Origin of the sequence: Pseudomonas sp. PvP100 (assembly GCF_017833055.1) — a bacterium.
In the GTDB taxonomy this organism is placed as follows: domain Bacteria; phylum Pseudomonadota; class Gammaproteobacteria; order Pseudomonadales; family Pseudomonadaceae; genus Aquipseudomonas; species Aquipseudomonas syringae.
The window spans coordinates 5,603,026-5,623,786 of sequence record NZ_JAFIBO010000001.1 but is presented as its reverse complement, the minus strand read 5'-3'; the positions used below and the strand labels follow the sequence as shown (position 1 = coordinate 5,623,786).

At 57.9% G+C, this 20,761-nt stretch carries 18 protein-coding genes, 1 tRNA gene and 1 pseudogene; 9 read left to right on the top strand and 11 right to left on the bottom strand.

Annotated elements, in window-relative coordinates; all coding sequences use genetic code 11:
- Positions 1 to 322: 322 nt before the first annotated feature.
- The 6 genes from JOE39_RS24350 to hemA all read right to left on the bottom strand — a co-directional run bounded on the left by JOE39_RS24350 (position 323) and on the right by hemA (position 5,721).
- Positions 323 to 841 carry an acyloxyacyl hydrolase gene (locus JOE39_RS24350; protein WP_002552154.1) on the bottom strand — a complete coding sequence of 173 codons (519 nt, stop codon included), beginning with the start codon at positions 839 to 841 and terminating at the stop codon, positions 323 to 325.
- Between the two features lie 117 nt (positions 842 to 958).
- Positions 959 to 1,774, bottom strand: a complete 816-nt coding sequence (gene murI / locus JOE39_RS24345; RefSeq protein WP_003421692.1) for a glutamate racemase — start codon at positions 1,772 to 1,774, stop codon at positions 959 to 961.
- Entirely contained in the window at positions 1,767 to 2,537 is a 771-nt protein-coding gene (locus tag JOE39_RS24340) for a molybdopterin-synthase adenylyltransferase MoeB (RefSeq protein ID WP_183134209.1), read from the bottom strand. Before JOE39_RS24340 ends, murI begins: the two co-directional genes overlap by 8 nt.
- Entirely contained in the window at positions 2,531 to 3,364 is an 834-nt protein-coding gene (gene prmC / locus JOE39_RS24335; protein ID WP_003415040.1) for a peptide chain release factor N(5)-glutamine methyltransferase, read from the bottom strand. Before prmC ends, JOE39_RS24340 begins: the two co-directional genes overlap by 7 nt.
- The gene (gene prfA, locus JOE39_RS24330) at positions 3,365 to 4,447 is read right to left on the bottom strand and encodes a peptide chain release factor 1 (RefSeq protein WP_003408642.1); all 1,083 of its coding nucleotides are present in this window, start codon (positions 4,445 to 4,447) and stop codon (positions 3,365 to 3,367) included.
- Positions 4,444 to 5,721: a glutamyl-tRNA reductase gene (hemA, locus tag JOE39_RS24325; protein ID WP_003421689.1), complete on the bottom strand. Its 1,278-nt coding sequence runs from the start codon at positions 5,719 to 5,721 to the stop codon at positions 4,444 to 4,446. Before hemA ends, prfA begins: the two co-directional genes overlap by 4 nt.
- A 226-nt stretch (positions 5,722 to 5,947) precedes the next feature.
- Between hemA and JOE39_RS24320 the strand changes: the two genes are divergently transcribed.
- The 8 genes from JOE39_RS24320 (at position 5,948) to ychF (ending at position 12,857) form a co-directional block, all read left to right on the top strand.
- Positions 5,948 to 7,675 (top strand): tetratricopeptide repeat protein, encoded by a 1,728-nt coding sequence (locus tag JOE39_RS24320; RefSeq protein WP_210078174.1) that lies wholly within the window; start codon positions 5,948 to 5,950, stop codon positions 7,673 to 7,675.
- Positions 7,676 to 7,679: 4 nt separating this feature from the next.
- A complete protein-coding gene (gene lolB, locus JOE39_RS24315) occupies positions 7,680 to 8,297 on the top strand; it encodes a lipoprotein insertase outer membrane protein LolB (RefSeq protein WP_003345270.1) in 618 nt (205 codons plus the stop codon).
- A 2-nt stretch (positions 8,298 to 8,299) separates the two neighbouring features.
- Positions 8,300 to 9,148: a 4-(cytidine 5'-diphospho)-2-C-methyl-D-erythritol kinase gene (gene ispE, locus JOE39_RS24310; RefSeq protein WP_029572612.1), complete on the top strand. Its 849-nt coding sequence runs from the start codon at positions 8,300 to 8,302 to the stop codon at positions 9,146 to 9,148.
- Positions 9,149 to 9,185: 37 nt separating this feature from the next.
- Positions 9,186 to 9,260 (top strand) — tRNA-Gln (locus JOE39_RS24305).
- 45 nt (positions 9,261 to 9,305) lie between these two features.
- Positions 9,306 to 10,247 (top strand): ribose-phosphate pyrophosphokinase, encoded by a 942-nt coding sequence (locus JOE39_RS24300; protein WP_003317125.1) that lies wholly within the window; start codon positions 9,306 to 9,308, stop codon positions 10,245 to 10,247.
- Between the two features lie 124 nt (positions 10,248 to 10,371).
- Positions 10,372 to 10,986, top strand: coding sequence for a 50S ribosomal protein L25/general stress protein Ctc (locus JOE39_RS24295; RefSeq protein WP_003317126.1), 615 nt, complete (start codon positions 10,372 to 10,374; stop codon positions 10,984 to 10,986).
- 164 nt (positions 10,987 to 11,150) lie between these two features.
- Positions 11,151 to 11,735 carry an aminoacyl-tRNA hydrolase gene (gene pth / locus JOE39_RS24290; RefSeq protein ID WP_003317127.1) on the top strand — a complete coding sequence of 195 codons (585 nt, stop codon included), beginning with the start codon at positions 11,151 to 11,153 and terminating at the stop codon, positions 11,733 to 11,735.
- 21 nt (positions 11,736 to 11,756) lie between these two features.
- The gene (gene ychF / locus JOE39_RS24285) at positions 11,757 to 12,857 is read left to right on the top strand and encodes a redox-regulated ATPase YchF (RefSeq protein ID WP_210078175.1); all 1,101 of its coding nucleotides are present in this window, start codon (positions 11,757 to 11,759) and stop codon (positions 12,855 to 12,857) included.
- 128 nt (positions 12,858 to 12,985) lie between these two features.
- Here ychF and JOE39_RS24280 read toward each other — a convergent pair.
- From JOE39_RS24280 to JOE39_RS24270, 3 genes and pseudogenes are all read right to left on the bottom strand, one after another.
- Positions 12,986 to 13,576: pseudogene (locus JOE39_RS24280) on the bottom strand (TetR/AcrR family transcriptional regulator).
- A 111-nt stretch (positions 13,577 to 13,687) separates the two neighbouring features.
- Entirely contained in the window at positions 13,688 to 14,899 is a 1,212-nt protein-coding gene (locus JOE39_RS24275) for a hypothetical protein (protein ID WP_210078177.1), read from the bottom strand.
- A gap of 234 nt (positions 14,900 to 15,133) precedes the next feature.
- Positions 15,134 to 16,552 carry a mannose-1-phosphate guanylyltransferase/mannose-6-phosphate isomerase gene (locus JOE39_RS24270; protein WP_063313437.1) on the bottom strand — a complete coding sequence of 473 codons (1,419 nt, stop codon included), beginning with the start codon at positions 16,550 to 16,552 and terminating at the stop codon, positions 15,134 to 15,136.
- Positions 16,553 to 16,830: 278 nt separating this feature from the next.
- Here JOE39_RS24270 and JOE39_RS24265 point away from each other — a divergent pair, with 278 nt between their 5' ends.
- A complete protein-coding gene (locus JOE39_RS24265) occupies positions 16,831 to 17,979 on the top strand; it encodes a glycosyltransferase family 1 protein (RefSeq protein WP_210078179.1) in 1,149 nt (382 codons plus the stop codon).
- Positions 17,980 to 18,022: 43 nt separating this feature from the next.
- On the opposite strand, the gene JOE39_RS24260 is transcribed toward JOE39_RS24265, so the two are convergent.
- Both JOE39_RS24260 and JOE39_RS24255 read right to left on the bottom strand, forming a co-directional pair.
- Complete coding sequence (locus JOE39_RS24260; RefSeq protein ID WP_004402649.1) at positions 18,023 to 19,429, bottom strand: TolC family outer membrane protein; 1,407 nt, start codon at positions 19,427 to 19,429, stop codon at positions 18,023 to 18,025.
- Positions 19,426 to 20,748, bottom strand: coding sequence for an HlyD family type I secretion periplasmic adaptor subunit (locus JOE39_RS24255; RefSeq protein ID WP_010424836.1), 1,323 nt, complete (start codon positions 20,746 to 20,748; stop codon positions 19,426 to 19,428). Before JOE39_RS24255 ends, JOE39_RS24260 begins: the two co-directional genes overlap by 4 nt.
- Positions 20,749 to 20,761 lie beyond the last annotated feature (13 nt).

Below are 20,761 nucleotides of genomic sequence, written 5' to 3'. Positions count from 1 at the left end.
TTCATCACTATCGTCCCCACGCTCTGTGCTAAGCGTTATACACAAATCTGTTCTTGATTCTGGCCGTAGGCCGTAGGCCGTAGGCCGTAGGCCGTAGGAGCGGACCGGGCGACGCTTCGCTTGTTCGCGAAGGCGTCAGTTCAGACGAAGTATTTTCGGTGAATATACCGGCCCTTTCGCGAACAAGTTCGCTCCTACGCCCTGCGGGCAGAAGCCTGAAAGCGCCGTCACACGGGCTCTTCTGCGGGGGGGGATGGTCCGGAGCGGAGCGTCACGAAATGCATGCCAACGCGGGGCGCTGGCATGAGAGGCAGCTGTTTTATCAGAACGGCATCTTGTAGTGCAGTGCGTAGCTTTCTATACCATCGTTCGGCTCTTTGATGCCGGCGTTGGAGTAGTGGGTCGCACGGATACCGACTTCATGCCCGCCCGCGAAGCGCAGACCAAAACCGATACGGTCTTCGAAGTTGAAGGCAGAACCGAACTTGCGGTCTTCAACCTGGGTGTTGGAGAACACCGAGACGCCGATACCGGCTTCTACGTATGGCTTGACGTTGCCGTTGCCGAATTCGTAGACCAGAACCGGGGAGAACGACAGGCTGTGGTTATCCTTGTAGTCCTTGCCATCCCAGTAGGTGTAAGCGCCATCCCAGTAGCCGGTCAGACGACCGATGTCGCTTTGCAGCCAGGTTTTATCCCAATCAAACTGCACGCCCAGACGATAAGTCATGGTGGACTCGCCGGTCTGACCGACCGAAAACTCAACACCATCAGCCTGCGCGATTGAAGCTTGCCCTGCCAAAGCGGCCGCAATCACGGCCAGGCAAAAGAGTCTCTTCATGAGAAACGTCCTAAATATATTAAATTGTACGAAAAGTGTTGGAATTCATCAGCCGCTTTTATAGAAGCCGCGGGGGCAACGTTAGTTCACCCTAAAAGCGCCTTTTTCACGTTTTTTTTACAAACGGAAGCTTCTCACATTGCCGACGCTTTGCGACAAAAAAGGTAGGATTTTTCTGAAATTGTCCGGTATGTCACTAGACCAATACACAGTGTCTCGGGAGACACCACTGGCAAGCAGGCCGGACCGCGCCAAAAGACGCTGCAGCTGCCGCGCCACCGCGGCTCCGGTATCGATCAGGGTGACCGATTCGGAGAGCATTTCGCGCAGCAATGGCTTGAGAAACGGATAGTGCGTGCAGCCCAGAATGATCGTGTCACAGCGCGCTGCCAGTAGCGGCTCGACATAATGCTGCAGCAATTGACGGATTTGCGGGCTTAACAGGTCGCCGGTTTCGATCAGTTCGACCAGCCCGGGACACGGCTGGGTCACGACCCGCACATCGTTGGCAAAACGGTCCAGCAAGGCCGCAAAGCGGGCGCTTTGTAGCGTTCCGGTGGTCGCCAGCACACCGACAACGCCGCTGCGGGTCGCCTCGGCAGCCGGTTTGACCGCTGGCTCCATGCCGACAATCGGCCAATCCGGGTAGCGTTGACGTAGGTGCGACACACCTGCTGCCGTGGCCGTGTTGCAGGCGACGACCAGCGCCTTGGCACCCTGCTCGCGGAAAAACCCGGCAATCGTCAGGCACCGCTCTATGATGAATTCGGGAGTCTTTTCGCCGTAGGGAATGTGCCCGCAGTCCGCCAGATACAGCAGCGACTCACTGGGCAACAACTGACGGACTTCATTGAGCACTGACAGACCACCGACCCCGGAATCGAAGATTCCGACCGGTGCATCGCTGCCATGGCTCATATGCACGTCACGCATGCTCGCCCTGCACGCTGGCCGAACCACAGACGCTACACGCCGGGTCACGCTTGACCTTCAGTTCACGGAAACGCGTGCTCAAGGCGTCGATCAATAACAGCCGACCGACCATGGGCTCGCCAAAGCCGGCCAGCAGCTTTAACGCCTCCAGCGCTTGCAGGCTGCCGACCAGACCGACCAGCGGCCCGATGACACCGGCCTCACTGCAGCTCAGTTCGGCTTCGCTGCCATGCCCGTACAGACAATGGTAACAAGGGCTGTCCGCACGACGCGGATCGAACACCGACAACTGCCCTTCGAGCCGGATGGCCGCCCCGCTGACCAACGGCTTGCCGGCAGCGACACAGGCGGCATTGACCGCTTCGCGAGTGGCGAAATTATCCGAGCAATCCAGCACCAGATCGACAGCCTGCACCGCCGCGCCCAGTGAGTCGGTATCCAGCGCCGTACGATGAGCGACAAGGGTGATCTCGGGATTGATCGCGGTGAGCCGGGCGATGGCCGAGTCTACCTTGGCCTGTCCGATGCTCTGAGTGTCGTGGATGATCTGGCGTTGCAGGTTGGTCAGGTCGACGTGATCGAAATCCGCCAGATGCAGTTCGCCGACCCCTGCGGCGGCCAGATACAGAGCCACCGGCGAGCCAAGCCCGCCGACGCCCACGATCAGCGCACGACTTTGCTTGAGTCGCAGCTGGCCGTCGATATCAACGTGTTGCAGCAGAATCTGGCGACTGTAGCGCAGCAGCTCCTGGTCACTCAGCACGGCTTGCATCCGAACGTGATGCGCTCATGCTCGCCCAGATCACGGCGGGTCTGAATGCGCTCGAAGCCCTGGCGAATTAGCAGCTCACGCACCGCTGGCCCCTGATCGTAGCCGTGTTCCAGCAGCAGCCAGCCATCCGCGTTGAGGTGTGCAGGCGCCTGTTCGATGATCGTGCGCAAGTCATCCAGCCCGTCGGAACCGGCCACCAGCGCACTGCTCGGCTCAAAACGCACGTCGCCAGCCGACAGATGCGGATCGGCGTCAGAGATGTACGGCGGGTTGCTGATGATCAGGTCGAACTGTCGACCTTGCAGGCCACCGAACCAGTGGCTTTCGAAGACTTCGGCGTTGTTCAGTTGCAAACGCTGCCGGTTGCGTTCGGCCAGCGCGACGGCCTCTGGCACACGGTCAACCGCAGTGACCTTCCATTGCTGGCGTTCGTTGGCCAACGCCAGCGCAATCGCGCCGGTGCCGGTGCCGAGGTCCAGCACCTGAGCCGGCGCGAAGGCAGGCACCAGTTCCAGTGCCGCCTCGACCAGCATTTCGGTCTCGGGGCGCGGGATCAACGTGTGCGGAGCGACTTCCAGGTCAAGTTTCCAGAAGCCCTGCTGGCCGAGGATGTAAGCGACCGGCTCGCCTTTGCGGCGGCGCTCCATGTAGCCGGCGAATGCCACTGCGGCTTCGGTGCTGACGATGCGCTCGGGCCAGGTGTGCAGGAAACTGCGCGGTTTGCCCAGCGCTGCCGCCAGCAGCAACTCGGCATCGAGCCGTGCGGTCGGTGAATCGGGAAGCTCGGCGCTTCTGAGTACACTTGCGATGATGGTCATTTACTCACCCAGTGCCGCAAGTTGATCAGCCTGATATTCAGCGAGTAGCGGCTCTATCACTGCATCGACTCCGCCCGCCAGAACTTCATCCAGCGAATACAAAGTCAGGTTCACGCGGTGATCCGTCACTCGCCCCTGAGGGAAGTTATACGTACGTATGCGCTCGGAACGGTCACCCGAGCCGACCAGCAGCTTGCGTTCGCTGGCGATGGCATTGGCCGCCGCGCTGGTCTGCTGATCATTCAGTTTGGCAGATAGCCAGGACATTGCCCGGGCTCTGTTCTTGTGCTGCGAACGCTCTTCCTGACACTCGACGACAATACCTGACGGCAAGTGGGTGATGCGGATCGCCGAGTCGGTCTTGTTGACGTGCTGACCACCGGCACCCGAAGAACGATAGGTGTCGACCCGCAGGTCGGCAGGGTTGATCTCGATCGCCTGCTGCTCGTCAGGCTCCGGCAACACCGCCACCGTACAGGCAGAGGTATGGATGCGGCCCTGGGATTCGGTCTCCGGGACACGCTGCACACGGTGCGCGCCGGACTCGAATTTCAGCTTACCGTAGACGCTGTCACCTTCGACGCGCGCAATGACTTCCTTGTAGCCGCCATGCTCGCCTTCGTTTTCGGAAAGAATCTCGACCCGCCAGCCACGCCGCTCGGCGTAACGCGAATACATGCGGAACAGGTCGCCGGAGAAGATCGCCGCCTCATCGCCGCCGGTGCCCGCGCGGATTTCCAGAAACACGTTACGACCGTCGTTCGGGTCCTTGGGCAGCAGCATGCGCTGCAATTGCGCTTCCAGCTCGACCAGTTGCTGCCTGGTTTCGCGAACTTCCTCGACGGCCATTTCGCGCATGTCCGGATCACTGTCCTTGAGCAGCGCCTGTGCGCCCTCCAGATCACCCTGCACCCTGAGCAACTGCGCATAGAGCGTAACGACCGGCTCCACTTCGGCGTATTCACGGGAATAGGCGCGAAAGCGTGTCTGATCGCTGATGACTTCCGCGTCGCCAAGCAGCGCGGTCAGTTCCTCGAAACGGTCGCTGAGCACATCCAGCTTATTGAGCAGTGAAGCTTTCATTGCGGGGTTTTATCCGTCGAGCCCTCACCGAGGGCAAATAGTTCCTGGGCCATGGCCAGCGCATCGACGCGGCCTTCGGCAGACAGCTTCTTGAGCTGCACGCTGGGTGCATGCAGCAATTTGTTGGTCAGGCCACGCGCCAGCTGGATCAGTACGTCCTCGGCATTGCTGCCGTTGGCCAGCATACGTTGCGCCTTGCTCAGCTCTTCGTCACGCAGCCGTTCGCTTTGCTGACGATAGGCACGCAGCACGTCGACTGCAGCCAGTTCGCGCAGGCGCGACATGAAGTCCTCGGCACCCACGCTGACCAGTTGCTCGGCGGCCAGCGCCGCGCCCTGACGGCTCTTGAGATTCTCTGCCACCACTTCATGCAGGTCATCGACGCTGTACAGGTAAACATCGTCCAGCTCGCCGACTTCAGGCTCGATATCCCGCGGTACGGCGATATCGACCATGAAAATCGGTTTGTGCTTGCGCAGCTTCAGCGCACTTTCCACGGCGCCCTTACCCAGAATCGGCAACTGGCTGGCCGTCGAGCTGATCACGATATCGCTGTTGACCAGTTCCGCCGGGATGTCCGACAACAGCACGGCGTGCGCACCGAACTCGGCGGCAAGCATGCTGGCGCGTTCCAGCGTGCGGTTGGCGACCACGATACGCTTGACGCCCAGATCATACAGATGCCGGGCGACCAGCGTGATGGTCTCGCCTGCACCGATCAACAAGGCCTGGCTGCGTTGCAGGTCACTGAAAATCTGTTTCGCCAGGCTGACTGCGGCAAAGGCCACAGAGACCGGGTTCTCGCCGATGGCGGTGTCGGTACGCACCTGTTTGGCGGCGCTGAACGTCGCCTGGAACAGACGACCGAGCAACGGCCCGACCGTGCCGGCTTCGCGGGCAACCGCGTAGGCGGACTTCATCTGACCGAGAATCTGCGGCTCGCCGAGCACCAGCGAATCGAGCCCCGAGGCGACACGCATCATGTGCCGCACGGCAGCGTCATCTTCGTGCACGTAAGCACTGGCGCGCAGCTCTTCAAGGCTGAGGTGATGATAATTGGCGAGCCAGGCAAGAATACTGTCCGCGCCGAGGTGCTCGTGTTCGATGTACAACTCGCTGCGGTTGCAGGTCGAAAGGATCGCAGCCTCGCGGCTTTCCGTCAGTTGGCAGAGCTGCTGCAATGCCTCGACCAGCTGTTCCGGGGTAAATGCCACACGCTCGCGAACGTCGACCGAGGCGGTCTTATGGTTGATACCGAGTGCAAGGAAGGCCATTCAGGGTCGCAGGTGGTGACGTGAAGCCGGTAATTGTCCTACTTCGATAAGCTCAGAACAACCACCACATATTATTGTCCCACTACAATCGCTCGTCGCAGACCGTGCTTTTCGGTCCGCGACACTGCAAACACACGCATTGCATCAGTTTTTCCGACGGCTGTGGGTTTTGCCAACAGCCTTGTGTCATGATGCTCCCACCGCAGGTAAGCCGCCCTTCTTATATATGAATAGATCCTCCGCGTTGTTCCTTGCTCTTGCCTTTCTAGGCGGCTGTCAGTCCATGACCCCCGGCTCGTCACAGCCTGTGCCCGCTCAAAAGGACGCCCCGCCCGCGCCTGAAGCCAAGCCGCAGGTCTATGGCTCGTTCACTCAGGACACCCTGGTCAGCCTGTTGAGTGCGGAGCTGGCTGGCCAGCGCAACCGCTTCGACATCGCCCTGGACAACTACGTGACCCAGGCGATCAAGACTCAGGACCCGGGGGTCTCGGAGCGCGCTTATCAGATTGCCGAGTACATGGGTGCCGATCAATCGGCGCTGGATACCGCGCTGATCTGGGCGAGGAACGCACCGGGCAATCTTGAAGCGCAACGAGCCGCCGCCATCCAGCTGGCGCGCGCCGGGCGTTACGACGACTCCCTTGTGTACATGGAGAGAGTCCTGCAAGGCCAGGGCGACACACACTTCGATTTTCTGGCCCTGTCGGCGGCCGAAACAGATCCGGACACCCGCAATGGTCTGCTCAAGAGTTTTGACCGACTGCTGGGCAAATACCCGAACAACGGCCAGCTGATTTTCGGCAAGGCGCTGTTGCTGCAGCAGAACGGCGATTCCGAACAATCGTTGAAACTGCTCGAAGACAACCCGCCCAAAGAAGGCGAAATCGCGCCGATCCTGCTCCACGCCCGTCTGCTGCAAAGCATGAACCGAGGCAAGGAAGCGGTGCCCCTGCTGGAAAAAAGCATCAAGAAATACCCCGACGACAAGCGCCTGCGCCTGACCTATGCGCGCATGCTCGTCGAGCAGAACCGTATGGAAGACGCCAAAGTGCAGTTTTCTGCGCTCTTGCAGCAGTATCCGGATGATGACGAGCTGCGCTTTTCGCTGGCACTGGTGTGCCTTGAAGCCAAGGCTTGGGACGAAGCAGCGGGTTATCTGGAAGAACTGATCGCCCGTGGCGCGCATGTCGATTCGGCGCATTTGAATCTGGGCCGCATTCACGAAGAGCGCGATGATCCGCAAAGCGCGCTCAACGAATACGCCCAGGTAGGCCCCGGCCCGGACTTCCTGGCAGCGCAATTGCGCCAGGCCGATATTCTGGTCAGCAACGGTAACGGTGCCGAAGCCGCCAAACGGCTGTCAGAAGCCCGCGCCGAAGAGCCCGATTATGCTGTGCAGTTGTACCTGATCGAAGCCGAAACACTGACCAGCAATGATCAACTGGATCGTGGCTGGCAGGTATTGAATCAGGCGCTCAAGCAATACCCGGACGACGCCAACCTGCTGTACACCCGCGCCATGCTGGCTGAAAAACGCAATGATCTGGCGCAGATGGAAAAAGACCTGCGGACCATCATCAAGCGCGAACCGGAAAACGCCATGGCGCTGAATGCGCTGGGCTACACGCTTTCCGATCGCACCACGCGTTATACCGAAGCCCGCGAACTGATCGAAAAAGCCCACAAGATCAGCCCTGACGATCCGGCAGTGCTCGACAGCCTTGGCTGGGTGAACTACCGCCTGGGCAATCTGGACGATGCCGAGCGCTACCTGCGTCAGGCACTCGAGCGCTTCCCCGACCACGAAGTCGCCGCCCACCTGGGCGAAGTACTCTGGGCCAAGGGCGAGCAGCGCGAAGCCAAAAAAGTCTGGGCCAAGGCCCTGGAACAACAACCCGACAGTACCGTCCTGCGCAGCACACTGCGACGCTTGACCGGATCAGAGACCCTTTGACGTTATGTTTTTGCGCCACGTATTAGTATTCAGCCTCATCGCCCTGCTCACCGGCTGCGCCGGCCTCACCTCCCGCGAAGCCGTTCAGGGCAAGGGTGACCCCGCGCAATGGCGCGAGCACAAACAACAACTGAGCAGCCTCGATGGCTGGCAGATTAACGGCAAGGTCGGTATCCGCGCGCCGAAAGACTCCGGCAGCGGCACCCTGTTCTGGCTGCAGCGCCAGGATTACTACGATATCCGCCTGTCCGGCCCGCTCGGTCGTGGCGCAGCGCGCCTGACCGGCAGGCCCGGCGCAGTGGTGCTCGAAGTCGCCAATCAGGGCCGTTACGAAGCCACCTCGCCAGAATCACTGCTGCAGGATCAACTGGGCTGGAAACTGCCCGTGTCTCACCTTGTATGGTGGGTACGCGGTCTGCCCGCACCGGATAGCAAAAGCAACCTGACACTCGATGGCGACAGCCGGCTGGCCAGCCTTGAACAGGATGGCTGGCAGGTGGAATACCTCAGCTACGTCGAGCAGAACGGCTATTGGCTGCCGGAGCGCGTCAAGCTGCACGGACAGGACCTTGATGTCACGCTGGTCATCAAGGACTGGCAGCCTCGCAAACTGGGGCAATGACCATGAGCACGCCACAGCTGGTTTTGCCTGCCCCGGCAAAACTCAACCTCATGCTGCACATTCTGGGACGTCGTCCTGACGGTTATCACGAACTGCAGACCCTGTTTCAGTTTCTCGATTACGGCGACGAACTGGGTTTTAGCGTTCGCGAAGATGGCGAGATTTGCCTGCAGACCGATGTTCCCGGCGTCCCGCACGACAGCAACCTGATCGTCAAAGCCGCCCGAGCCCTGCAAAAACAGTCCGGCTGCACACTGGGCATGGACATCTGGCTGGAAAAACGCCTGCCCATGGGTGGCGGTATCGGCGGCGGCAGCTCGGACGCAGCGACCACCCTGCTCGCCCTGAATCATTTATGGCAGCTCGGCTGGGATGAGGATCGTCTGGCGCAACTGGGGCTGACGCTGGGCGCCGATGTACCGGTTTTCGTGCGTGGACATGCCGCTTTTGCTGAGGGCGTCGGCGAAATTCTCACCCCGGTTGACCCGGAAGAACCGTGGTATTTGGTGCTCGTTCCGCAAGTATCTGTAAGTACAGCAGAAATTTTTTCAGATCCGTTGTTGACACGCGACACGCCGCCCATTAAAGTGCGCCCCGTTCCCAAGGGAAACAGTCGAAATGACTGTAAGGCGGTTGTAGAGAGGCGTTACCCAGAAGTACGTAACGCTTTGAATTTGTTAGGTAAATTTACCGAAGCAAAATTAACCGGAACTGGAAGTTGTGTGTTTGGGGCCTTCCCAAACAAAGCTGAAGCTGATAAAGTCTCGGCCCTTCTTACAGAGACCCTTACGGGGTTCGTAGCGAAAGGAAGCAACATCTCGATGTTGCATCGCAAGCTGCAAATTCTGTAGCAGGAATTGAGTGCCAGGCACTCGATTGATTCAATACAGGGGCGTCGCCAAGCGGTAAGGCAGCAGGTTTTGATCCTGCCATGCGTTGGTTCGAATCCAGCCGCCCCTGCCATTTTCTATACTCATCCAGGTTACCCTCAGCCTCTAGGTACTGCGCGTGTCCAAGATGATGGTCTTTACGGGGAATGCCAACCCCGATCTCGCTCGGCGTGTAGTACGTCAGCTGCATATCCCACTGGGTGATGTTTCTGTTGGAAAATTCTCCGACGGCGAAATCAGCACTGAGATTAATGAAAACGTCCGCGGTAAAGACGTCTTTATCATTCAGCCGACCTGCGCACCCACGAACGACAACCTGATGGAACTCGTCGTGATGGCTGATGCCTTCCGTCGCTCCTCAGCGTCCCGAATCACTGCTGTGATTCCCTACTTTGGTTATGCCCGCCAGGATCGCCGTCCGCGCTCCGCACGTGTGGCCATCAGCGCGAAAGTTGTCGCTGATATGCTGACCGTAGTGGGAATCGACCGTGTGCTCACGGTTGATCTTCATGCTGACCAGATTCAGGGCTTCTTCGACATTCCGGTAGATAACATCTACGGCTCCCCCGTTCTGGTGGATGACATCGAAGATCAGCGCTTTGAAAACCTGATGATCGTTTCCCCGGATATCGGCGGTGTCGTGCGTGCACGTGCTGTCGCCAAATCCCTGGGTGTCGATCTCGGTATCATCGACAAACGCCGTGAGAAAGCCAATCACTCCGAAGTGATGCATATCATTGGTGATGTCGAAGGGCGTACCTGCATTCTGGTCGATGACATGGTCGATACCGCCGGCACGCTGTGCCACGCGGCCAAGGCCCTGAAAGAGCATGGTGCTGCCAAGGTCTTCGCCTACTGCACACACCCTGTGCTGTCGGGTCGGGCGATCGAAAACATTGAAAATTCCGTGCTGGACGAACTGGTGGTGACCAACACCATCCCGCTGTCCGCCGCTGCTCAAGCCTGTGGCCGTATCCGTCAACTGGATATTGCCCCGGTAGTCGCCGAAGCGGTTCGCCGCATCAGCAACGAAGAATCGATCAGCGCGATGTTCCGTTAACTGACATCACGCAGACGAAAAGCGCCCCGCCCTGACATCCGGTCAGGGCGGGGCTTTTTTGCCCATACCATCCGAGCGCTGGTCGCAAACGCAACGGTGGATGTGGTTAATTTGGAGATACAACATGAACGAATTTACCCTGAATGCAGAACAGCGTTCCGACCTGGGGAAAGGTGCGAGCCGCCGCCTGCGTCGTCTCGCTAGCCTGGTTCCAGCTGTCGTCTACGGTGGCGACAAAGCCCCCGAGTCCATCAGCATGCTGGCCAAAGAAGTTGCCAAACTGCTGGAAAACGATGCGGCCTACAGCCACATCATCGAGCTGAACGTTGGTGGCAAGAAGCAAAACGTCATCATCAAGGCGCTGCAACGTCACCCGGCCAAAGGCCACGTGATGCACGCTGACTTCGTGCGCGTTATTGCCGGCCAGAAACTGACCGCAATCGTGCCGATCCACTTCCTGAACGAAGAAGCTCCGGTCAAGAAAGGCGGCGAGATCTCGCACACTACCACTGAACTGGAAGTGACCTGCCTGCCGAAAGACCTGCCTGAGTTCATCGAAGTTGATCTGGGCGCGCTGGAAGTAGGTGACAACGTTCACCTGTCCGAACTGAAAGCCCCTAAAGGCGTTGAGTTCGTCGCTTTGGCACACGGTACTGACCTGGCAATCGCCAACGTCCACGCACCGCGTATCGTCAAAGACGAAGAAGAAGGTGAAGCTGAAGAAGGCGCTGCCGAGTAATTCATTACTTGGTAACGTCGGAGTTGCTCAGGGAACATCGCGAGCGATAGCAGGCAAAGCGGGCGAGATCGCTGAGTTTACATCATGGTAAATGAGCAGTTTTCGTCCACATTGCCGCTGTCGTCAGCGGTTCAACCCTCAACTCCAAAGGAAGAGCCCCTGTCGTGACCGCCATACAACTGATCGTGGGCCTGGGAAATCCAGGCGCCGAATACGAACAGACCCGGCATAACGCAGGGGCTTTTTTTGTTGAGCGTATTGCTGCGGCGCAACGAGTCAACCTCGTTCCCGAGCGCAAATTCTTTGGCCTGACCGGGCGCTTCACGCACCAGGGTCAGGATGTTCGTCTGCTGATTCCCACCACGTACATGAACCGCAGCGGCCAGGCTGTCGCGGCACTCGCCGGCTTTTATCGCATTCCGGTCGAGTCGATTCTGGTGGCGCATGACGAACTTGACCTGCCTCCGGGCGTTGCCAAACTCAAAGTGGGCGGCGGCCATGGCGGTCATAACGGGCTGCGCGACATCATTGCGCAGCTCGGCAACCAGAACACATTTCATCGCTTGCGGCTTGGCATTGGCCACCCGGGCGATGCCAGCAAGGTATCCGGCTTTGTCCTGGGTCGAGCGCCACGCGCCGAACAGGAAAAACTGGACGCCAGTATCGACTTTGCCCTCGGCGTGCTGCCGGATATCTTCGCCGGTGAATGGAACCGGGCGATGAAAAACCTGCACAGCCAGAAGGCCTGACATCACTCGAGGGGAAACACCATGGGATTCAATTGCGGCATCGTCGGCCTGCCTAACGTCGGCAAGTCCACCCTGTTCAACGCCCTGACCAAATCTGGTATCGCGGCCGAGAACTTCCCCTTCTGCACCATCGAACCGAACAGCGGTATCGTGCCGATGCCCGATCCGCGCCTGGCGGCCCTGGCAGCCATCGTCAATCCGAAACGCATCCTGCCGACCACCATGGAGTTCGTCGACATCGCCGGCCTCGTGGCAGGGGCTTCGAAGGGCGAAGGCCTGGGCAACAAGTTTCTCGCCAACATCCGCGAGACCGACGCCATCGCCCACGTGGTGCGCTGCTTTGAAGACGAGAACGTGATTCACGTTTCCAACAGCGTCGACCCCAAGCGCGACATCGAGATCATCGATCTGGAACTGATCTTCGCCGACCTCGACAGCTGCGAGAAGCAACTGCAAAAGGTCACCCGCAACGCCAAGGGCGGCGACAAGGGAGCAGTGGTCCAGAAAGGCCTGCTGGAACAGTTGATTGCACACTTCAGCGAAGGCAAGCCTGCACGCAGCCTGATGAAGAGCATGAGCAACGACGAGAAAGCCACCATCCGTGGCTTCCACCTGCTGACCACCAAACCGGTCATGTACATCGCCAACGTCGCCGAAGACGGTTTCGAGAACAACCCGCTGCTGGACGTGGTTCGTGCCATCGCCGAAGAAGAAGGCGCAATGCTGGTGCCGGTCTGCAACAAGATCGAAGCCGAAATCGCCGAGCTCGATGACGGCGAAGAGAAGGACATGTTCCTCGAAGCCCTGGGCCTCGAAGAACCCGGCCTGAACCGCGTGATTCGCGCTGGCTACGAAATGCTCCACCTGCAGACCTACTTCACCGCAGGCGTCGAAGAAGTCCGCGCCTGGACCGTCCGCGTCGGCGCCACCGCACCACAAGCCGCAGGCGTGATCCACACCGACTTCGAAAAAGGCTTCATCCGCGCCGAAGTGGTGGCGTATGACGACTTCATCCAGTTCAAGGGGGAGTCAGGTGCCAAGGAAGCCGGCAAGTGGCGTCTGGAAGGCAAGGAATACATCGTTAAAGACGGTGATGTGATGCATTTCCGGTTTAACGTCTGATTTGAGCACCTCGCTTCAGGGGGCTCTTTGAAACACTGAGCAGCTGCTGAAACCCCGATAAAACCGCACATTTGTGCGGTTTTATTGTTTCGAGATATCGCCTTCACACGGCGTTCAATACGAAGCAGTCAGTTGAACGCCTGGATCTGCTGCATAGGATGCTGCATCGGAATCAGGCCAGTTTCCTGGTACGTAAGGATCAGCTCGTCGAACAATCCGATATTACAGCGAGTACGGGCTATCGACTGCGCAACGGCGACAGCGGTGTAGATGGCACGCGCACGTCGCTCATAGCTCTCTGGGTCGCTCAGACCTGCGTCAATCAGCACCTTAGTCAACCAGATGACATTCATGCCTACAAACGCCTTAACCTCAATCCTGATCTCCTCAGACAGATCCTCATACGCAGCAGCCATGAAACTGGACATGCACAATCGGTTGTCATGCTCCGAGAGGCTCTAAAGATTGACGTATCGAGCCGCAAGCTCCGGCTCGGATCTGCATCACGTAATGCGTCCAGGAAAATTTCGGTGTCTTGCCAGTAGCGCCTTGCAACCGCCACACCAAGATCTGCCTTGCTCGGGAAGTGGTAATCGATACTGGAGCTCTCGATACCTACCATCTCGCTAATGCTTCGGAAATTGATCCTTCTGTAGCCGTGCACCTGAGCCGCCACTTTTGGCGGTAGCCAATATGGCCTCCCGCGCATTTTCACTCACGCTCGATTCCTCGACTTGTTTGATAGACGCGGATTCTTTTCGCAGGTTGAATGCCTGCCAACTGGAGGGTAGCGACACCGCTAGAGCGTTGACTCACTTGGCCCAATCAGCTCAACACAACCTTACCTTAACAATATTGGGCTGGTATTTATCTGAAACTTCTTTAAAGCCCCACCGGTGGTGGGCGCTCAACGAGGCTGCAGTAGGGTGGTTATATCCTTTATGGGTACCTGCCGAAAAAAAAGCAATCGACTGTGAATTACGTGCGGCGAATACACCAAGGCTGCTGGCAAAGTCGCCATGATGCGGGACAATAATCGCGGTGTATGAAGTATTTGCCAAGCCAGAGATAAGCGAGTTCGTATCTTGTCTCATACGCTCATACACGTAGTCACCAGGGATAAGAACCGTCTGATCATGCGTGTGAAAAACACACACAAGGCACTCGCCATTCTTGTCAGAGTAACTGGGTTTACTACGATGCACATCGAGAGAAGAATCAACCGTCAAAGGAATAAGTGTACCGTCAAAAACCTTGATTTTTTTGTTTACACTTTTATCAGAAAAAACCAGCTGCTTTGTATTGATCGGCACATAAATGCTGCCTATTTCGCCCGAAAGCGTCGGATCCCATTGCAACAGCCGCCAGTGGTCGAGATCAGGGTGAGACAGGATCATGATGACGCTGTGTAAAGCCTGAACAGAGGTTTTCAAATCGTTTACGAGCAGATCAGGATAGTCCGGTCGTTTTATCGGGCAACCAGCCCCGGCATCAAACAGTATGCCGTCATGCTCATTATCAAGAAGCGACGCCATACCCTGCCCCACGTGAAACGAGTAAAAGCTGTAATCGTCGCCAGCATCCATTTTTATCGACTTTACGCTAGGCGGGGTTGGCAGTTCAGGTCCCGCTTTCGGGTCGAGGTCTAACAGCACGCTACCAAACGTTGGTTTGTTTTCCGAGGGATCACTAAAGGCGGCATAGTAGTAATTACGCCCTTTCCCAGGTGTAAACTCCAGAAGAAACCAGTCGGAGACAGGCTCATGTTCAACCAATGATTGCTTGTGGGTACCTATAAAGGAAAGCCCGTTACCTTTATAGGTTGACCAGAAATCAACATCGATGACATAGACATCAACGCCTTGACGCAGAGATACCTCATTCCATTCAGAACTCTTCACGCCTGTAAATCTCAGGCAACGACCACCTCTCAAATAATCCTTAACTGCATTGTCGTCTTCAAGCTTGCAGTAAAAACTGATGGGTGAATCTTCAGTTGGTGCGGCTCGATCTGTCACCAGATTTCTCGACTGTATACTCATGTAGCTCCCTTGTTTTGATCACTGCGCTCCTAAACCCTTCGAAGTTTATCAAATTTATTCAAAATGTAGGCAACGCTGCTGAAGTATCGGAAGACATCTACACAGGGGCAGGATTTATTACATCCGACGGTATCGCCACAACTACCCGTAGAAAAATTACCATGCCCAACAAAAAACGCCCAGCAAGCTCGCTTGCGGGGCGTTTGGGTAGACGTGTAGCGCTGCCTGAGAAGCTTACTTCTTCAGACGACCGTAACGGTCTTCAAAGCGCACGATGTCGTCTTCGCCCAGGTACGAGCCGGACTGCACTTCAATCAGCTCCAACGGCACCTTGCCAGGGTTGGCCAGCGAGTGCTTGACGCCCAGCGGGATGTAAGTGGACTGATTCTCTGAAAGGATCAGTTCCTGATCGTCACAGATAACCTTCGCGGTACCAGATACAACGATCCAGTGCTCGGCGCGGTGGTAGTGCATCTGCAGCGACAGGCACTCGCCTGGAAGTACGCTGATGCGCTTGACCTGATAACGCTCGCCGAGATCGATCGTGTCGTAGTGGCCCCACGGGCGGTTGACCAGTGGATGAGTGACGAACTCAGGGCGCTCTTCTGCCTGCAGACGCTTGACCACGTCCTTGACCTGCTGGCTGTTGTGCTTGTTGGCAACCAGAACGGCGTCCTTGGTTTCGATGACGATCAAGTCCTCGACGCCGACAGTGGCTACCAGTCGATGGTGCGACTGCACCAGGCAGTTGCGCGTATCGATGGCCATCACGTCGCCTTCAAGGCGGTTGGCGTTCTCGTCGTGCGGGCCCACGTCCCAGATCGCAGCCCAACTGCCCAGATCGTTCCAGCCTGCGTCCAAAGGTACGACCAGACCGAGATCGGTGTGCTCCATGACCGCGTAGTCCACTGACTCATCAGCGCACAAGGCAAACTTCTCGGACGAGACGTGCAGGAAGTAGCTGTCGGCATCGGAGTCAGCCAAGGCTACGCGGCATGCAGACAAGATGTCGGAGCGATGCTTTTTCAGTTCAGCCAGGAACACCGACGCACGGAACATGAACATACCGCTGTTCCACAGGTAAGCACCCGAGGACAGGTATTCGGAGGCCATTTCCGGCGAAGGCTTTTCCTTGAAGGCCTCAATCGCGAAGCCGCCCTGGGCAATGGATTCACCACAGTGGATGTAGCCAAAACCGGTTTCAGCGTGAGTCGGGGTAATCCCGAACGTCACCAGACGGCCCGCCTCGGCGTGCACCTGAGCAACCGCTACCGCTTGTCGGAAAGCTTCTTCGTCGTGGATATGGTGATCGGCAGCCAGTACCAGCAGAATCGGATCGGTGCCATCAGCCGTTGCTTCGAGCGCAGCCAGAGCGATGGCCGGCGCAGTGTTACGGGCGAGCGGCTCGAGGATGACACGACGACTGCCCATTTTCGCAACACGTAGCTGCTCGGCGACAATGAAGCGGTGATTTTCGTTGCTCACAACAACCGCAGGCGCGTGTTCAAGGCCTTTGAGGCGGCCCAGCGTGCGTTGAAACATGGTTCCCTGATCCTGGCCATCAAGGGCAAGAAACTGCTTCGGGAAACTCTGCCGCGATAAAGGCCACAACCGCGAACCACTACCGCCAGCCAGAATTACAGGGGTGAACATAGACGCTCCATTCTTGGGCCACGAAGGCGTAGCAAAGACCGCATTATCCGGGTGCTCCAGTCGCTATGCAACAGGATGGCCATTACAATATGCCTACCATTCAGCAACTCACTCGCGGCAACAGCTCCGCCCACCGTGCGAGCCGAGCTGCCCCATGTTAGTCTTCGCGCCCGATTCCATACCTGCCCCTACGCATCCACAGCAAGCAAGCGCAAATCCGCTGCCTGAGCATGCCATTGAGAAGTGATGCAATTGATCGACATCGAGAACGACAGAACATGGATATAGGCTTGAGCTGCACGGTCTGGGCAAACGGCGAACGTGCCGGGCACCTGGACGGTATCGGAATCTACTCCCGAGCGCTCTGGCAAGGCATGGACAGGTTGAGTCAGGCGGAAGACATCCACGTCAAGCCTTACGCTTTCGGCAAGCACTTGCCAGTGCTGGCGTGTGGTAAGCCGCAACGGTTGTCCAGCGACTACCGTATTCATGCTGTGCTCAGTGGCGTCCTCAAACTGCCATTAGGCTGCTCGGCAAGCATCGCCAAAGACGTCCAGCTGTTTCATGCGACGGATCATCACATCCCGCGGATCAAAGGCTTACCTGTCGTCGCCACGATCATGGACGTGATTCCGGTGCTGTATCCGGAATGGATCAAGCAAGACCTCAAGCGCCTGAAAAGCTGGCTGTTTACCACTAGCATCCAACGTGCCGATCACATCATCACCATCTCCGAATACAGCAAGCAGGACATGGTTAGCCACCTGGGCATCGCGCCAGAGCGCATCAGCGTCACACCCCTGGGCGTGGACCCTGTGTATTTCGAGCGCATAGACATTGCCGAGCGCAACCGCGTGCTGGCCACCCATGGCCTCAAACCTGGTTTCTTTCTGGTAGTCGGCACACTGCAGCCTCGCAAGAACCTGCAGCGCGTGCTTGAAGCCTTCCAGCGACTGCCCGCACAGGTACGTAAAGAGCATCCGTTGGTGATTGTCGGGCGTGACGGTTGGAGCAACGAAGAACTGTTACCGCAGCTTGAGGCGCTACAACAACGTGGCGAAGGCCGTTGGCTAAGTTACCTGCCACAGAATGAGGTGCTGGCGCTGCTGCAAAGTGCCGGAGCACTGGTGTTTGCTTCGCTGTATGAAGGGTTCGGCCTGCCGGCCATCGAGGCATTCGCGGCACAGTGCCCGCTGATCGCATCCAATAATTCTTCACTGCCGGAAGTGACAGGCGATGCAGCATGGGCTGTCGACCCGCACAGTGCAGAAAGCATCAGCACTGCAATGCTCGCCGTCCTGGAACAGCCTGAAGAACGTGAGCGCAAGGTTCAGTCAGGGCTTGGGCGTGCGCGTCATTTCAGTTGGGATGCCTGTGCGCAGAACACGCTGGATATCTACCGCAAGGTGCTGGCGGCTCGTCGCTAGAAGAGCCACCAGGCACAAGCCTTGAAGCGCGCCGCAGGTGCGATCAGGGCGTCTTTTTCAAGGCCGAGTCCGCAGCCTTCTCGACTGCCGGATTGGTACCGCCCAGCCAGACATTGACGCTGTCGACACTCTCCTGTGGCGGGCGGCCTGCCCATCGATTGAGGATGAACAGGTTGGTGATGAAGTCGTACTGCGCCTTGAGCAGGTCACGCCGCGCCTTGAACTCGTTCTGCACGCTGGTCAGCACATCGACCGCGTTAACGACACCATAAGAAAAGGCTTTTTGCGCAGCAATGCTCGATTGCTCTGACGATGCCAGCGCATTCTTGTTGGCGCGGATCTTCTCGACACTGGAAAACGCCGTCAGGTAGGCGTTGGTGGTTTCCTTGACCACCTGACGGCGCACGCTTTCCACATCCTGCTCGGTAGCCAGCTGCTCGTTGTACAGTCCACGCACCCGCGCAGAGGTCGAGCCGCCGCTGTAAATCGGCACGCGCACACCGATCGTCGCCACATAGCTGTCGCTGCGCGGTGACAGGGTGTTGTCATAGCCCACGTCACTTTGCTGGGCACCCAGAGTAAAGGTCAGGGTCGGATAATGCCCGCCCTTGCCTTCACGTACCGCCGCGTTGGCGACGTCGAGGCTGCTTTCCCGCGCCTTGAGCAACGGGTTGCTGTCGATGGCCTGCGCCACCCAGGTGTCCATCGATTTGGACGGCACCTGCAGCGCAATGTCGTTTCTGATGCGGCTCAGCGGCTCAGTGATCGGCCGGCCGACAATTTCAGAGAGCGCAGCACGGCTGAGCCTGATCTGGTTGCGGGCATCAACCTCTTGTGCGGCCAGCAAATCGACACGCGCCTTCAAGTCCAGCAGATCAGTGACCACGGCCATCTTTTTTTCGTACATCGCACTGACCCGATCCAGGCTCTTTTGCGTCGCCCGGCGCTCGGCCATGATCAGCTCGAGTTCATCGTCGGCAGACAGCGCCTGGAAATACCGTTTGGCCAGATCAACCGTGGCCTCAGCTTGGGCATCTTCGGCCTGATGCCCCTTCTGCTCCGTCGTGCTCTTGGCCTTCTGGTAGGTTTCCCAGGCCTGCTTGTTGTACAGGTACTGGGTCAGGTTGAGCGAATAACTGGAGTTGTTATAGATCTCGCGCTGCGTGTCGTCCTTGCGCAGGATCCGGTTGTAACTGCCGTTTGCAGTGACCTGCGGCAACAGCCCGCCGAACGCATCGCGCTCGCTGTCGACTGCAGACTGGGCACGCAGATAGGCGGACAGCATGCGCGGATCTTCCAGACGCGCCTCGCGATACAGCTTCATCAGATCCACGGCGTATGCCGAAGCGCTGGTGACCTGGGGTGCAGCGGGCTGCGTAGGGTCTGCATGGACCTGAACGCTGGCCAGCCCGAGAGAAAGGAACACAGGAACGAAGCGCAGCACGATCATTCCTCGATCATCGATTTGATAAACACATTGGACGCCGGCTTCAACAGGTATTGGAGCATGGTCCGTTCTCCAGCATTGATCAGCACCTCGGCAGGCATGCCCGGCTGCAACTTACGGTCGCCAAGACGCTTCATGCCTTTCTCGGTCAGCTTTACCCGAACCAGGTAATACGGCTCACCGGCATCGTCTTTCAAACGGTCAGCGGAGATACGCGTCACCTCCCCCTCGATGACAGGAGTGGTAGCACTGTTGAAGGCGCTGAAGTGAACGTCTGTCAGCTTGCCGATGGAAATCCGGTCAATGTCGTTGATAGCCACATGAGCCTCAACGACCAGCTCGGAAGATTCCGGCACGATATCCAACAATGGCGTACCGGCGCTGACTACGCCGCCCACCGTATGAACTTTCATGTCCAGTACCATGCCGTCCTCAGGAGCCCGAATGACCACGCGAGACAGACGGTCCTGCAGCGCGGTAGCGGTCTCCTGCAAATCGAATACCTTGGCCTGCACATCGCTCAACTCCTTCGCGACGTCAGAGCTGAAGTTCTTGTTCAGCTGAATGATCTGCAGTTCGGTCTCGCTGATCTGCAACTGAGTCTTGGTAATCGTGGACTCGTGATCGGCCACTTCGGACTTGAGCATGTCCAGCTTGCGCTCCTGCTCAAGCAAGCGCTGCTTGTCAACGAAGCCCTGAGACAGCAGATCCTTCAGCTCAGTGATTTCACTGCTGTAGGATTTCTCGAGGCTGATCTTGGTGCGGATCATGTCTCGCAGACCACTGATCTGCTGTTTCAATTGCCCGATGCGTTCACGCTGTACCGATATCTCGGTCAGGCGGGAGTTTTTCCGTGTGCTGAATACCTGTTGCTCGCCTGCTATGGCCTCTTTGGCCCGCACACTGTCCGTACCACTGATGGTCAGTGGCGGAATCGAGGGCAGTTCGTCGCGCTCGGCGCGCAGTCGCGCTTCCCTGGCCTGAGTGGAAATCAGCTGATTACGGGTCGACTCGTATTGAGAGCGCAATTGCGAGTCGTCCAATACGATCAGCGGATCACCCTTATGCACGGTGTCCCCATCACGGACGAGCAGTTCCTTGACGATCCCGCCTTCAAGATGCTGAACCGTCTTGCGATAACTCTGCACCATCACCACACCTGAGCCGTACACCGCGTTACCCAGCGGGGCCAGCGCCGCCCAAGTACCGAACAGGCCGAAGGTGACCAGTACGATCGCCACACCGATCCGGCGAATCCCGCGATCGGAGGTGGGCATGTCATCCGTGTGCGTATCGAGCGTGGATATTGTCTTAATGCTCATTCATGAATTCCTT